Below are 15,341 nucleotides of genomic sequence, written 5' to 3'. Positions count from 1 at the left end.
GGCGCGGTCCGGTGTCCCCGGTGGTGCCGGGACCCGGGGTGCCCGCCGTGCCCGTGCTGTGCGTCGTGTCCGTCATGTGCGTCAGTCCCCTGTCCTGTCCGCCCTGCTGGGCTCGTCGTGTACCGGGAGGTGCGCCACCGGGTCCATGCCGTCCAGGCACAGCGACCAGGCGACGGGCGATGCGTTCGGCACCAGCTCCGGGAAGGCGCCGCCGTGGAACAGCAGCGGCCGACCCGGGCGGCTCTCGAACTCCTCGACGCTTCCGATGTGCAGCGTGTGGTCGCCGCCGTCGTGGATCTGCCAGGGCCGGCAGACCAGATGGGCCACCGTGCCCGCCAGCCGCGGGCGCGGGCCCTGCTCGTCCACCCACGGCACCGGCTCCGCCATGGGCCGTCCGGCGAAGTGCATCGCCAGGTCGCGCTGCGAAGCGTCGAGGATGTTGACGACGTAGTCGCCGCTCTCCCGCAGCAGACTGCCCGCCCGGCTGCGCCGGTCCAGCGCCACCAGCGCCAGCGGCGGGTCCAGCGACACCGAGGTGAAGGCGTTGACCGTCGTACCGTGCACGAGGTCGCCGCGACGGCAGGTGATCACCGTGACCCCGGTCGCGAACTGGCCCATGCAACTGCGCAGGGCACGTGGGTCGATGGGGCGGGGCGCGGTGTCCACGCCCCCTCGCTCAGGCATGCTCATGGGTCCCCCTGGACTCCCGGGGGCCGGTGCCGTGCACACCGGCCCCGTTGCCGTCGTGGACGTCCGGCCGCCGCGCCGCGGCCGGTGCCAGGGCGCCGGTCAGCAGGTCGGCCAGGATGCCGGGGCCGTCCTCGGTCAGGAACGACTCCGCGTGGAACTGGATCGTGGCCAGGGCGGGCCCGCGCAGCGCGACCACCTCGTCGCCGACGCGCTGCACCTGCACCGGCCCGCCGCCCGCCCGCGGGCGCAGCCAGTCCTCGTCGGCCCGTGCGACGTAGCTGTTGTAGAAACCGGCCGTGCGCTGCCTGCCCCACAGCGGGACCCGCAGCCGTCTGCCCTGCGCCGGGTCGGGCAGCCGGGTCATCCTCAGCCCCAGCAGGGCGCACACCGCCTGGTGCCCCAGGCAGACCGCCGCCAGCGGCAGACCGGCCGCGAGCCGTTCGGCGGCCGTTGCCCGCAGGGCGCGCACCCGGGGGTTGCCCGTGTCCCGCGGATCGCCCGGCCCCGGACCGAGCAGCACCACGCCCGGCGCTCCGGCGACACCCGCGCGCGCCGCCCGGCGCCAGGGAACCAGCCGCACCGCGCAGCCCAGCGACCGCAGTTGGTGGGCGAGCATCGCGGTGAAGCCGTCCTCGGCCTCGACGACACAGACCTCGGTGCCCGCGACGGACCGGGCGGCGCAGGTGTCGTGGGTCCCGTGCAGCCAGAACTCCGCCAGGCCCTCGTTGCGGGCGACCAGCGCGCCGCGCACCGGACCCGCCTCGGCCAGAGCCGCGGCGGACGCCGGGACGGGGGCCTTCGCCGACCGCCGCCCCGACAGGGCGTCCAGCAGGCCCGACAGCTTGGCGGTGGTCTCCGCCGTCTCGTGCGCCGGCACCGACTCCCGTACGACACTGGCGCCCGCGGTCAGCCGTACGGTGCCGTCCGCCCCGAGGTCCGCGGTGCGCAGCATCAGCGCCGCGTCCATCCGCCGCCGCCCGCCCGCGCACCCCAGCAGGGCGACGACCCCGCTGTAGTAGCCCCGGCCGTGCGGCTCGTAGCGTTCGACCACCCGGCAGGCGTTCTCCACCGGGCTGCCCGTCACGGTCGGCGCGGGCATCGTGGTGCGCAGGATCTCGGTGAGCGGACGGTCCGAGCGCCCGGAGAGGTAGTACTCGGTGTGCGCGAGGCGGGACATCCACTTCAGGGACGGCCCGCTGACCCGTACGCCGTCGCGGCACAGCGCCGCCATCATCTTGAGTTCCTCGTCGACGACCATGTACAGCTCGTCGGTCTCCTTGGGGTCGCGCAGGAAGCGCAGCAGCCCCGGCAGGTCGGCGCCGGTCCGCGGGTACCGGTAGGTGCCGCTGATCGGGTTCATCTCCACCCGGTCGCCCCGCACCCGCACCTGCTGCTCGGGGGTGGAGCCGATGAGGTACCGGTCCCCGGTGAAGATCAGGAACGTCCAGTACGCGCCGGTCTCCGCCGTCATCAGCCCGCGCAGCACCGCGAGGGCGGCGGTGCGGTCGAAGGCGCGGATCCTGCCGCGCAGACTGCGGGCCAGTACGAAGTTGGAGCCCTCGCCTCGGTGGATCTCGCGGTGGACGATGCCCTCCACCGCCGCCGCGTAGCCGTCGTCGTCGATGTCGAAGCAGGTCTCCTCCACCTGCGGCGCCCGGTCCGGCAGGCATGCCAGGAGCCGGTCGAGGGGGACGCGCCGGTGCTCGCGCACCTCCATGGCGAGCAGCGGCTCGCCGTCGTCGGGGTGCGCGAAGCCGCGCTCCCGGATCTGCCGGTAGGGGGCCAGGACGAGGGTCTCGGTGCCGTCCGGGTCCAGTCCGAGCGCGTCCAGGTTCTCCGCGCGCCGTACCGGGCCGCTGAGGATCTCCACCGGGGCCGCACGGTCGGCGCCGGGGCGGTGCAGCACCGCGAAGGGCCGGCCCGGCGGCGGCAGCGGCAGGCCGTGGGCCACGGCCGGAGCGGTGGTGGGGGACGCGGTCATGCCACCGCCCCCACGGGCAGCCGCCAGTGCGCGGCGGCGGCGACGGCCTGGACGAGACTGAGCCGGGGGTCGCACAGACTGCGGTAGCCGGTACCGCGGGCCGGGCTGCGGCCCGCGCCCTCGCACTCGGAGATGTCGTCGGGGGAGGCCTCCAGATGGAGGCCCGCGCACCGCTGCGCGTTCTGCGCCAGGACGTCCACGCACTGCCGGATCTCGGACATGATCGCGTCGAGGCGGCGCGTCTTGAGCCCGTCGGGCGTCTTCACGGTGTTGCCGTGCATCGGGTCGCACATCCACAGCACCGGATGCCCGGCCTGCCGGACCGCCCGCACCAGCGGGGCCAGCCCGGCGACCCGGCCCGCCCCGAACCGGGCGATCAGGGTCAGCCGCCCCGGGGTGCGGTGCGGGTCGAGCACCGCGCACAGGTCCAGCACCTCGTCGACCGTGGCCGTCGGCCCGATCTTGCAGGCCACCGGGTTGTCCAGCTCGGCCATCAGCCGTACGTGCGCGAAGTCGGCCTGCCGGGTGCGCTCGCCGATCCAGGGCCAGTGCGTGGACGCCAGATAGCTGCCGTTGTCCGCGTGCCGCCGCACCTGGGGGAGTTCGTAGTCGAGCAGCAGCGCCTCGTGGCTGGTCCACACCCGGTCCTCGGGTGCGGCGCCCTCGCCGCGGCCGAGCCGGTCGAGGGCGGTGTGCGCCCGGCGGGCGGCCTCCAGCCCGGTGACGACGCGGGACGGGTCGGGGGTGCGGTCCTGCTCGCAGGCGTCCGGCGCGTTGACGACCGGCCCCCGGAACACCGGGAGCCGCCCGCCGGGCACGGCCTCCCAGTCGTCGGAGCGGGGCTTGGCGAACTGCCCGGCCATCCGCCCGACGCGTACGACGGGCAGCCCGGAGCCGGTGCGCATGACGTCGCCCAGGACGTCGAGCATCTCCACCTTGCGCGCCACGTCGCGGGGTTCGCACTCGGTGGTCAGCTCCACGCAGTCACCGGCCTGGATGAGGCAGAACTCGCCCTCGGCGGCCCGCGCGAGGAGCGTATGCAGCTCGCGGACGCTCGCGTGGGTCACCAGCGGGGACTCGCGGGCCAGCCGTTCGTGCACCGGGGGCAGGAGGGAACGGTCGGGCCACCGGGGCTGCTGGCGGGCGGGGAGCCCGGCCACCATCGAGGCGATCAACGGGTCGTGCCCGGCGCCGGGGAGGGGATGTCGAGGCATGCTGTCGGCCTTCGTTCGGAGGCGGCCCGTGGGGGGTGGCCGCCTGCGGATGTCTGGGTGGGGGGAGCCGCGGGAAGGACCGGGGTCTAGGCGCTGTGGTCCCCGGTGGGGGCGCGGTCCAGTTCGCCGGTCGCTTCGAACCAGCGGATCATGCGGGTCAGGGAGCGGCGGTCGATGTCGGGCCAGGGCAGCCCGAGCCCGTCGAGGAGCCCGCTCGTGCGGTCGTTGGCGTAGGCGTTGTCGCCGAGCTCCAGCGCACCCTCCCGGAACAGCGGCACGGCCGCGGCGAGGGCGTTGCCCCCGGGGCGGCGGGCGGACTCCTCCAGGCGGGTCAGCCACTCCTCGGCCGGAACCGTCTCCAGCGGGTGGCCGCAGTCCCGGACGGCGGCGTGCACGGGTGTGAAGTCGGAGCCGCGCGGGTGGAACAGGTGGAAGGTGGCGCCGTCGGCGGACGGCTCGCGGGACAGGGCGTGCACGGCCCGGCCGACGAAGTCCACCGGCAGCAGGTCGGTGGTCAGCTCCGCGGCGGGCGGGGCCGAACCCAGTTCGATGAAGCTCTTGATCTGCCGCCACAGGAAGTCGTCGGCCTGGCAGGCGCCGGTGACGCTGTCGCCGGAGATCCGGCCGATGCGGTAGACGGTCACCGGCATCCCGCGCTCCCGGGCCAGACGGGCGATGCCCTCCGCGACCCACTTGCTCTGCGTGTAGCCGATGCCCAGCCCCTCACACGTGTCGGGCACCGCCTCCTCGGTGATCGGCCCGCCCTCGCGGCCGGGCGCGAACACGGCGACGGTCGACATGTGGTGCACGTGCTTGAGCCGTCCCGCGGCGGCGAACTCCAGGACGGCGCGCAGCCCGTCGACGTTGGCCGGCCTCACCGAGGCGTACGGCAGCACGAAGTTGATGTGCGCCGCCGCGTGGTGGACCGCCTCGACGGACTCGGCCAGGTCGGCGTGGTCCGCCTCGGACAGTCCCATCCGGTCCCGGGCGAGGTCGCCGGCGACGGCGCGCACCCGGTCCCAGGCGATGGTGCCGGCGATGCCGTACCGGTCGGCCGTGGTGTGCAGCCGGGCCAGGGCGGCGTCCGCGTCCTCGGCGCGCACCAGGCAGGTGACGGTGTGCCCGGGGACGGCCGCCAGTTCGCGCAGCAGCCAGCTGCCGAGGAAGCCGGTCGCACCGGTGAGCAGGAACCGCCGTGCGGCGTGCGGGGGGACCGGTGCGCGGTCGCCGGGCCGCACGGTGTCCGGCAGGGTCACGTCGGCGCGCAGGTCGGCGGCGGGCTCCGTGAACGCGCGGGTGCCGCCCGCCCGGCGCTCGTCGATCCGCGCGGCCATTCCGGCGACCGTGGGGTTGTCGAACAGGGCGCGCAGCGGGATGTCGACCTCGCACAACGTCCGCAGCCGGTAGACGAGTTCGGTGGCGATGATGCTGTTGCCGCCCAGGGCGAAGAAGTCGCCGTCGCGCCCGGGGGCGTTGCCGCCCAGGACGTCCGCCCAGGCCTCGGCGATCGTGCGTTCGGTTCCGGTCCTGGGTGGCAGGGCTGTGTCCGGGGCTTCGTCGGCGTGCCGGTCGCGCACCTCCCGGGCCAGTCGCCCGGCCAGCCCGGCCCGGTCGATCTTCCCGCTCGGCGTGGTCGGCAGCCGCTCCAGCGGGACGAGGTGCGCGGGCACCAGGTACTCCGGCAGCCGCTCGGCCAGCGCGGCCCGCAGCCGTACGCCGTCGTCGGCGCCGTCGCCCGTGACGGCGGCCACCAGCCGCCGGTCGCCGGGGCCGAACTCCACCGCGACCACCGCCGAGTCGCGCACCCCGGAGAGCGCGTCGAGGGCGGCCTCCACCTCGCTGGGCTCCACGCGGTAGCCGCGGATCTTGATCTGGTCGTCGGCGCGGCCCAGGTACTCCAGGTCGCCGCGGGAGTTCCGCCGTACGAGGTCGCCCGTGCGGTAGATCAGCTCGCCCCGGCCGCCGTGGGGGTCGGGCAGGAAGCGGCGCGCCGTCTCCTCGGGGCGGCCCCGGTATCCCGGCGAGAGGTGGGGGCCGCCGATGTACAGCTCGCCCGTGACGCCCGGCGGGAGGAGTTCGCGGTCCGGGCCGAGGACGTACAGCCGCATCCCGTCGACCGCGCGCCCGATGGGCGGGGCCTCGGGCCAGTCGGCGGGCCGGCCCGTCAGCTCGTGCCAGGTGGCGAGGTGGGTCTCGGAGGGTCCGTACATGTTGAGCAGCCGGGCCCGGGGGTGCCGGGTGAAGAACTCCCGGATCTGCGGGGAGACGACCAGCGCCTCGCCCACCGAGGTCACCTCGCGCAGCGCGTCGCAGTGCAGGTCCTCCGCGACGGCGAGGGCCGCGAACCGCTGGAGCGCGATGTACGGCAGGTACAGGCGGGTGACGGCGTGCTCGGCGACGAAGGCGGCCAGCCGGTGCAGGTCCTTCTGGAGTTCGCCGGGGATCAGGGCGAGCGTTCCGCCGACGCAGAGCGTCCCCAGGATCTCCATCACGGAGACGTCGAAGGAGAGCGTCATGTACTGGAGGGTGGTGCCCCTCGCCCCGCACGGGGAGATCCGGTGCTGGGCGGCGACCAGGTTGGCGACCGTGCGGTCCTTGATGACGACGCCCTTGGGGGTGCCGGTCGACCCGGAGGTGTGGATCACGTAGATCTCGTCGTCGGGCGTCCGGGCCGGGCCGAGCGGCGCGGGGTCGGCCGCCGCGATCCGCTCCGCCTGCCGGTCGGTCTCCAGCAGCCTTGTACCGGGCGGGAGTTGACCCCCTGTGGTGCTGTCGGTGAGGACGAGGAGCGCCTCGGTGTCGTCGAGGACGTACGCCACCCGCTCCGGCGGGTGGGTCGGGTCCAGCGGGACGTAGGACGCCCCGGTCTTCACGACCGCGAGCAGTCCCGCGACCATGTCGAACGAGCGGGGCAGCGCGAGGGCGACCCGGCGGCCCGCCGCAGCCCCCTCCTCCCGCAGGACCCGGGCGAGCCGACAGGCCCGCTCGTCGAGTTCCCGGTACGTCCACCGGAGACCGCCGTCGGTGAGGGCCACGGCGTCCGGGGAGGCCGCCGCCTGCCGCGCGAAGAGCTCGGACACCGGCACCGGGGGCGCGGAGCGGTCCACGCGGTCGTCGTGGGCCAGCACCTCCCGCTCCTCGTCGGCGGCCAGCAGCCCCAGTTCGCGCACCGGAGTGCCGGGCGCGGCCTCGGCGAACCGGGACAGCAGCCTGCCCAGCCGCTCGCCCATGCCCCGCGCCGTCGCCTCGTCGAAGAGGTGTGCGTCGTACTCCAGCGTGGCGTGCAGCCCGTCCGCCTCCCGGGCGAACACCACCGAAAGGTCGTACTTGGCGCCGTGCGCCATGTCCCGCCGCACGGTCAGCGGACTCCCGTCGTGGGTGACGCGGGCGGAGCCGGGGTCGGTGAGGACGAGCATCGTCTGGACGACCGGTGTGTGACCGCCGCCGCGGTCGGGCCGCAGCCGTTCGACGACCTTGTCGAAGGGGGCCCACTTCAGCCGCAGCGCGTCGGTCACCTCCTCGCGCGCCCGCCGCAGCACCTCGCGCACGGTCGACGCGCCCGTCACGTCCTGGCGCAGCACGACCATGTTGACGAAGTAGCCCACGAGGTCCTGGGTCTGCGGATCGTCCCGCAGGGAGACGGGCGAGCCGACCAGGACCCGTTCCTGACGGGTCAGCTTGGCGAGGAACGTGCCGTACACCGCGAGCAGCGCCATGAACAGCGTGACGCCCTCGCGCTCGGCGAGCCCCTCCAGCTTCTCCGTCACCGCGGCCGGGACGTGCAACGGGACCGTGCCGCCGCGGTGTTCCTGCGTGGCGGGCCGGGGCCGGTCGGCGGGCAGGGCGAGTACGGGCAGGTCCCCGGCGAGCCGGCCGGCCCACTCGTCGAGCAGCCGCCTGGTGCGTTCGGGCGTGAGGTGCGTGCGGTGCCAGTGCGCGAAGTCGGCGTAACTCGGTCGTCCCGGCACCGCCTCCACCGGCAGGTCCCGCCCGGTGCGGTCGTAGGCGTCGAGGAGTTCGCGCAGGAAGACACCGGCCGAGGCGGCGTCGGAGGCGATGTGGTGGATGTTGCAGACGATCGCGCTCTCCCCGTCCGGCCCGAGCGCGCAGGTCACGGCGAGCACCGGCCCGTGCGCCAGGTCGAGGCGGGTGTTCGCCACCCGCTGGGCGAGCGCGTCGAGTTCCTTGTCGTCGCCGTAGTGCTCGACGCCGTAGTGGAAGGCCGTGTCGTCGTCACAGACGACCTGGAGGAGCCGGGCGTCACGCAACGCGTAGGTGGTGCGCAGGACTTCCTGGCGGCGCAGCACCCCGGCCACGGCCCGGCGGAGCCGTTCCGGGTCGAGCCGGAACGGCAGCCGGGTCAGGAACGGCCCGTTGTACGCCTGCGGGGTCGGCAGGTACTGGTCGATGAGCCAGATGCCGCTCTGGCCGAAGGAGGCCTCCGCCGTGCCGCCGCTGCGCGGCGCGGATCCGGCCACCAGCTCCTGCCCGTGCTGTCCGGCGGAGCCGGACCGGCTCCGCGCGAGCCGGTCGGCCACCGTCACGGCGCTCTGCTCGCCCGGCCCGCCGTCGGACGGCGGGCCGAGGGCGAACACCGCCCGCAGCACCGTGCCCAGTTCGGCCAGCAGCGCGGGATCGTCGCAGTGGTCGGAGAACGGCTCTTCCGGCCCCAGGCCGGGAGACCCGAGCGTTCTCCGTGCCAGGTCCAGAATTGCCGTGACCAAGGGGTTGTCCACGGGTTTGCCACCCTCCGCGGGCGTCGGGCGACCGGCGCGTCCTGCCGGCCGCTGTCGGACACTCCGTCAGCCGTGCGAAGACGGAGAAGAGGTGGTGGCGGCCCCGTCGCGGGACTCCTCGATGAAGCGCGCGAGCTGCTCGACCGTGCCGTGCCGGAAGACCGACTCGGTGGTGATCTCGATCCCGAATATCTTCTGGAGGCGGGAGGCCAGTTGTACGAAGTGCAGGGAATTCCCGCCGTGTCCCAGGAATGAGTCGGTGGTCGAGAAGTCGTCCATTCCGGAGATCTCGATCCAGGCCTGGAGGACGACGCCTTCGAGGGGATTCTGCATGTTCATCTCGCCTTTCTCTGAATTCTCGTTCCGGTTCTTCTTGTTGTTCGGGGATTCCACGGTGAGCGCGGTGCGGTCGATCTTCCCGTTCACGTTCGTCGGCATTTTCTCCAGGTGCCGGAACGCGGAGGGGACCATGTGGGAGGGCAGGTCGGCGGCGAGCCGCCGGACCAGGTCGTCGGGGGTGACGGGGCGGCCGTCGGGGGTGGTGTAGAAGGCGACGAGCCGCTTCTCGCGGGTGCCGTCGTCCTCGAACGCCTTCACGGCGGCGTCCGCGATCCCGTCGAGGGCGCGCACCGCCAGCGTCACGGCGCTGGTCTCCACCCGGAACCCGCGGATCTTCACCATGCTGTCGGACCGCCCGACCAGCACGATGTCGCCGTTGCCGTTCCGTCGTGCGAGGTCTCCGGTGCGGTAGAGCAGCCCGTCACCGTCCGGGTCCCGGGTGAACTTCTCCGCCGTCAGCTCCGGCTGGTCGGCGTACCCGAGGGCCACACCGGTGCCGCCCACGCACAGCTCGCCCACCTCGTCGGTGGCGCAGGGGTGCATCAGCGGGTCGTACACGTCCAGCGTGACCGTCGGCAGCGGCCGTCCGATCGGGACGACGCCCGCGCCGTCGACGTCGTCCGGCGAGGTCAGCGGGTGCAGGGCGGTGATGGAGGAGTTCTCGGTGCAACCGTAGCCGTTGTAGAGGACGGCGTCGGTGTGCGCCAGGGCCCGGCGCAGGTGGCCGGGGGAGGGGAAGTCGCCGCTGAGCAGCACGATCCGGACCGTACGCAGGCACTTCGGTTCCTGGTCGACCAGCGCGTTGAACAGACCGCAGGGCAGGCTGAGCACGGTCGCGCCGCGCTCCTCGACGGCCTCGCGCAGCACCGGCAGCGAGGGCAGCCCCGGGGGCATCGGCAGCAGGGTGGCGCCGTGCAGGAAGGCGAGCCAGATCTCGATGGTCGAGGCGGCGAACGAGAACGCGGCCGACTGGGTCAGGCGGTCCCGGGGGGTGATGTCGAGGGGGCCGCTGTGCGGGCCCAGCCGCGCCAGTCCGCGGTGCGCGATCCGTACGCCCTTGGGCCGTCCGGTGGAGCCCGAGGTGTACATGAGGAACGCGGTGTCCTCAGGGCCGGTGCCGGGTTCGGTTTCGCCGTCGGGGAGGCCCTCGCTCGCCCTGACCAGGTCGTCCCGGGCGAGCGCGCGGTCGCGGACGTCCGGGGGCAGGAGGCCGGGGTCGTCGCAGATCACCGGCGAAGGGCGGGCCTCGCCGAGGATGCGGGCCAGGTACTCCGTGGGGTAGGCGGGGTCGAGCGGGACCACGCAGCCGCCGGCCTTGAGGACGGCCAGGAGGACCGCGTAGAGGTCGGGGGACCGGCGCATGTGCACTCCGACGCGGTCACCCCGGGTGACGCCGCGGTCTTGGAGGTGCCGGGCCATCCGGTTGGCCCGCCGGTTGAGGCTGTCGTACGTGATGTGCTCGGCGCCGTCCGCCAGGGCGACGGAAGCGCCGTGTTCGCGGACGACCCGTGCGAAGAGGGACGTCAGGACGAGAGGAGGGTCCGAGGTCGGCGGATCCTCCGCCGGTAAGTCCGCCCCGGTCCTTTCCGCGATCGATTCCGCGATCGATAAGGACGGGACTTCTTTCGCTTTCTTTTCCATGATCGCTGATCTCCTCGGGTGTGGGGCCGGAGGAACGGATCCCCGCGGTTCCACGGACGCGCGCCGCGCATTTCGTGGGGTACCGGATTCGGGGTGGTGCATTGTCAGCGGAGAAGGCGGAAATATGGTTTCCGTCTGGAAATCGATGCTAATCACGGTTTCGCATCGATGTCAAATGGCCGCGCTGATCCGTGAGTTGATCGAATTCTCCGTGCATAACGCGTGCACACCGGCCAGCGGAAAGAGGCTTGGAGCGTCGCCTGTTTCCGTGTCGTCCGAACTGTCCTGTGTGCCCGTTCGGAGGGGGGCGGCCGGTACGTGTCCGTGACTGGTTCTCGCACTCCGATACCCCCGGTTCGCGCGCTCACGCACCCAGATGGTGTCCTCAGGGAAAACACTTTTCCCGCACCCGCGAGGATCCCGGCGCGGCCCCTTGGTACCTTGGGGCCTCCCACCGGTGACCTCCGTACCGGAAGCACTCATGACTCCACGAGACGGCTCGACCCCCGCCCACCAGCCGGAACCGACCGTTCTGCAAGCGGCCCTGACCCACCTTCAGTGCCTGCTCGTCGCGCGCCGGTCCCGCGTCAACCCCGAGGGCGTCAACTGGCACCAGTACGACGTCCTCGAACTTCTGCGGGCGCGCGGCTCCATGCGGCCCTCCGAACTGAGCGATGTGCTGGAGGTCTCCCGGCAGACCACCTCGAAGGCGCTGCGCGTACTGAAGGACCTGAACCTGGTGAAGCAGGTGACGGCCGGAGAGGACCGGCGCGAACTGAGCACCTCCCTCACCCCCGCGGGGCACCTCTTCCTGGCCCGGATCGCACGCGGCCACCACGACGTCGGACGGCTCGCCGCCTCGGTCCTCACCGAGGGCGAGAGCGCCCTGTTCGCGGAACTCTGCGAGAAGGTGTCCGCGGCCATGGAGTCCGACCAGGGGCGGTGAAGGGACGTCCGACCGGGCAGGGTGGTGGGTCGTCCGACAAGGCGCGGTGGTGGGTCGTCCGACCGGGTACGGTGACGGGCCGTCAGGCCAGGCATGGTGACGGCCCCGGTGATTCACCGGGGCCTCGGTCGTTGCACCAGGCATGAACGATGCACCTTCCACCACCACGCCCCACGCGCCGGTTCTCGTCCTCGGGGCGCGCGGCACCACCGGCCGCCGGGTCGCCGCCCGCCTGCGCGACGCCCACCACCCGGTACGTGCCGCCTCCCGGCACTCCGACGTCCCCTTCGACTGGCGCGACGACGCCACCTGGGAACCGGCGCTGACCGGCGCCGAACGCGTCTACCTGATGCTTCCCCACGAGCTGACGCTGCCGGCGGACTTCGTCCACCGCGCGGTCGCGGCCGGCGTACGCCGCCTGGTCCTGCTGTCCAGCCGTGCCATCGAGGAGATGGGTGATGAGCGGCTGATGGCCGCCGAGCGACTCGTCCGTGAATCCGGGACGGAATGGACAGTCGTACGGGCCGACTGGTTCAACCAGAACTTCGACGAAGGCATCTTCCGGGAGGCCGTACTCGACGGCTCGCTGGCGTTGCCGCTGGGCGAGTGCCGCCAGACGTTCGTCGACGCGGACGACATCGCGGCGGTGGCCGTCGCCGCCCTCACCGAGGACGGCCACGACGGCCGCACCTACGAGGTGACCGGCCCCGAGGCCCTCTCCTTCGCGGACGCGCTGGGAGAGATCGGCCGCGCCGCCGATCTCTCCGTCGACTTCCACGGCGACGGGGACGCCTACCGCGCCACCGGCCGGGCCGAGGGCCGCCCAGCCGAGGACGTCGAACGCGAGATCACCGCCTTCACGGCCCTCACCGACCTCGGCGACGCCCACCCCACGGACACCGTCCTGCGCCTCACCGGCCACCCTCCGAAGCGCTTCGCCACCTACGCGAAGGAGGCAGCGGCGACGGGCGCCTGGGCAGGCGGCGAGTAACCGCGCTTCACGTCCTGCGAGATGTGATCGCCCCCCAGCGGCAGGTACCGGCCGCCTGTCTTGAGGTGGAGCAGGGGTTGGGCTTTGGCGCGAGGGGGGCGGCCTGTCCCCCCGGGGACGCTGGGTCTGCCGCCGCTGGCGGCGGCCCGCGCGGGGGATTCGCGGCAGCGGGCGACGAACAAGTCGCCTGACTGCGAAGACAGTTGCCGAGGCCCAAGGCCCGAAGCCCGAAGGCGGCGCTCCGGAGGCGCACCCTGCCGTGAGCACCGACAGCGGCTCACTCGGACCCCATCACCGACCCGGCCCCCCGTGTACGCCCGGCCCCCGTACACGCCCGGCCCCCGCGTACGCCCGGACCTCGTCCGCGCCCCGCCGAAGCAGCCGCACAGACCTGGAGGGACCTCTGCCGCTGGTGGCAACCCCCGCGAGGGAACGGCCGGAGGACCCCCTTGCGTGGGGCGGGCGGTTGTAGTCGGCTTGCCTCATGCGACCCACAACCGCACACAGGTCCAGCATTTCCCCTCTGATCTCTCCCATCGGCAGGAAAGCCGCTGCGACGCTGGTCGCGGGCCTACTCCTGACGACCGCCGCCTGGGCTTCGCCGGTCGGGCCGGCCGAGGCGTCCGCGGCAGGTTCCACCGCCGGATCCCCCCGGCCGGACGCACCGGCGGCAGGCGCCTCCGGCCTCGACCTCGACACGGTGACGATCCCCCAGTTGCAGGCACGCATGGAGCGCGGATCGCTCACCGCCGTCGCTCTCACCCGTGCCTACCTGGAGCGCATCAAGACGGTCGACCCGAAGATCCATGCCGTTCTGCGTACCGACCCCACCGCCCTCGCCCAGGCGGCGGCGAGCGATGTCCGGCACCGGCGCGGCACCGTTCGCGGCCCGCTCGACGGCATTCCTGTGCTGATCAAGGACAACGTGGACACCAAGGGACTGCTCTCGACGGCAGGTTCACTCGCGCTGGCCGGTGCGCCGCCGCGCGCGGATGCCGAGCTGGTCACCCGCCTGCGCAAGGCAGGGGCGGTGATCCTCGGGAAGACGAACCTGTCGGAGTGGGCCAACTTCCGTGCGGCGAAGCCGACTTCCGGCTGGTCCGCGGTCGGCGGGCAGACCCGCAACCCGTACGTGCTCGACCGCAACCCGTGCGGTTCCTCCGCCGGTTCGGGAGCCGCGCTCGCGGCGTCGCTCACCCAGGTCGCGATCGGCACCGAGACGGACGGCTCCATCGTGTGCCCCGCCGGAATGAACGGGGTCGTCGGACTCAAGCCCACCCTCGGCGTGGTGAGCGGCAGGGGAGTCGTGCCGATCTCCGCCGAGCAGGACACGGCGGGTCCCATGGCCCGCAACGTGGTGGACGTGGCGTTGACACTCGCCGCGCTCCGGGGCGACACGCACGGTTCCGCCGGACCGCAGAAGGACCGCGACGTGCCCAACGCGGCCGAAGAGGAGCCGGCCTCGGCCGCACGGCAGACGGGTGCGTACGGAGAGCAGTCGGCCCCGGACGCTGCCGACCGTCTGCGCGGCAAGCGGATCGGGCTGTGGCGGCTGCCCTCGCTCGGCAAGGAGGTGGACGCGCTCATGACCCGTACCGCACAGCGCCTGCGCAGTGCCGGTGCCGAGGTCGTCGAGGTCACGCCTCCCTACCAGGAGCGCCTGGCAGAGCTGGAGTTCCCCGCGCTGCTGACCGAGTTCCACCGCGACATCGACGCGTATCTCTCGGGCAGGCAGGGGCCGCGCGATCTCGCGGGCCTCATCGCGTTCAACCGCGCTCACGAGGCGGAACGCACCTGCTTCGCGGGCCAGGAACTGTTCGAGCAGGCACTCGCGGCGCCGCCGACGACCGACCCCAAGTACCGTGCCGCGCGCGCGGAGTTGAAGAAGCTCTCTCGCGCGTCCATCGACGACACGCTGGCCGCCCACCGGCTGGACGCCATCGCGGCGCCGACGAATCCGCCCGCCTGGACCACTGATTGTGCCCGCGGCGACAACGACGTCATCCCCTCCTCCACCCCCGCCGCCGTCGCCGGATACCCGTCCCTCTCCGTTCCCGCGGGCTCCGTGGGCGAACTGCCGGTCGGGCTGCTGCTGATGTCCGGCGCGCACAAGGACGGGGCGCTGCTGTCCCTCGGCGCGGCGATCGAGCACCGCCTCCAGGCCTGGCGCACCCCGCGCTACCTTCCGACGCTCCCTGCGACGGGCACCCCGAACGACCGGGGAGACAACAAGCACTGATCCCGCGGCCGAAGCACACCGGGAGCGCCCTGCCTGGCCGAGGTGGGGCGCAGGTGTGAGTCTGCACGTAACTCCCCTTCTGCGAGCAGGCGTTGAGGTTCGCACCGCGCGCGGCCCCGGAGAGAAGGAACAGCTCGTCGTGGACTACCTCGCGGATCGCGACGAGCGCTGGCGTGCCTTCCTCGCCGAGCGCTTGGCGGCAGCGGAGGCGGAGGCGGCGCCGGCGGATCCAGTCCTGGCGGTCTTCGATGCCTCACGCACGTGGTCGGAACAAAGCAGTCACAAGGGGTGCGGCATGGTCAACGCCCACGCCGAGATCAGCAGCCCCTCCCACCCGGCCCACGCCACGATCACCCGGCAGAAGGCCTGAATGCTCGCCCTCTTCACGGACCTCGCCGCCGGCATCGCCCTGGACAGAGCCAAGGAACTGGGCCGAACCCTGATGCTCCTTCACGAAGGTGCACTCGTCGCCCACGGCCTGGGCATCTTCCCGGACGCCATCGACCACGCCCGCACTCAGGCGCAAGCCCTCATGGCCGCTGCCGCCGCACCACGGTGAAACGG

8 protein-coding genes and 1 pseudogene are annotated in these 15,341 nt (G+C 73.1%); 4 read left to right on the top strand and 5 right to left on the bottom strand.

Annotated elements, in window-relative coordinates:
* Window positions 1–81: 81 nt before the first annotated feature.
* From ACFYVL_RS00940 to ACFYVL_RS00920, 5 genes are all read right to left on the bottom strand, one after another.
* Entirely contained in the window at window positions 82–684 is a 603-nt protein-coding gene (locus ACFYVL_RS00940; protein ID WP_389240374.1) for a flavin reductase family protein, read from the bottom strand.
* Window positions 677–2,671: a chorismate-binding protein gene (locus ACFYVL_RS00935; protein WP_389240372.1), complete on the bottom strand. Its 1,995-nt coding sequence runs from the start codon at window positions 2,669–2,671 to the stop codon at window positions 677–679. Before ACFYVL_RS00935 ends, ACFYVL_RS00940 begins: the two co-directional genes overlap by 8 nt.
* Window positions 2,668–3,885, bottom strand: coding sequence for a 3-deoxy-7-phosphoheptulonate synthase (locus tag ACFYVL_RS00930; RefSeq protein WP_389240370.1), 1,218 nt, complete (start codon window positions 3,883–3,885; stop codon window positions 2,668–2,670). The genes ACFYVL_RS00935 and ACFYVL_RS00930 overlap by 4 nt, the downstream gene beginning before the upstream one ends.
* 86 nt (window positions 3,886–3,971) lie before the next feature.
* Window positions 3,972–8,621 carry an amino acid adenylation domain-containing protein gene (locus ACFYVL_RS00925; protein ID WP_389240368.1) on the bottom strand — a complete coding sequence of 1,550 codons (4,650 nt, stop codon included), beginning with the start codon at window positions 8,619–8,621 and terminating at the stop codon, window positions 3,972–3,974.
* A gap of 66 nt (window positions 8,622–8,687) precedes the next feature.
* A complete protein-coding gene (locus ACFYVL_RS00920) occupies window positions 8,688–10,601 on the bottom strand; it encodes an amino acid adenylation domain-containing protein (RefSeq protein ID WP_389240366.1) in 1,914 nt (637 codons plus the stop codon).
* Between the two features lie 481 nt (window positions 10,602–11,082).
* Here ACFYVL_RS00920 and ACFYVL_RS00915 point away from each other — a divergent pair, with 481 nt between their 5' ends.
* From ACFYVL_RS00915 to ACFYVL_RS00900, 4 genes and pseudogenes are all read left to right on the top strand, one after another.
* Window positions 11,083–11,547 (top strand): MarR family winged helix-turn-helix transcriptional regulator, encoded by a 465-nt coding sequence (locus tag ACFYVL_RS00915; RefSeq protein WP_389240364.1) that lies wholly within the window; start codon window positions 11,083–11,085, stop codon window positions 11,545–11,547.
* Window positions 11,548–11,689: 142 nt separating this feature from the next.
* On the top strand, window positions 11,690–12,538 hold the full coding sequence (locus ACFYVL_RS00910) for an SDR family oxidoreductase (RefSeq protein WP_389240362.1): 849 nt from the start codon (window positions 11,690–11,692) through the stop codon (window positions 12,536–12,538).
* Window positions 12,539–13,022: 484 nt separating this feature from the next.
* Entirely contained in the window at window positions 13,023–14,777 is a 1,755-nt protein-coding gene (locus ACFYVL_RS00905) for an amidase (protein ID WP_389240360.1), read from the top strand.
* Window positions 14,734–15,336 (top strand): annotated as a pseudogene (locus ACFYVL_RS00900) (TetR family transcriptional regulator). The gene ACFYVL_RS00905 and the pseudogene ACFYVL_RS00900 overlap by 44 nt, the downstream one beginning before the upstream one ends.
* The last annotated feature ends 5 nt before the right edge of the window (window positions 15,337–15,341 follow it).

This window comes from Streptomyces sp. NPDC004111 (assembly GCF_042874215.1).
In the GTDB taxonomy this organism is placed as follows: domain Bacteria; phylum Actinomycetota; class Actinomycetes; order Streptomycetales; family Streptomycetaceae; genus Streptomyces.
The sequence above is the reverse complement of the archived record's forward strand: the minus strand, read 5'-3'. Positions and strand labels throughout refer to the sequence as shown.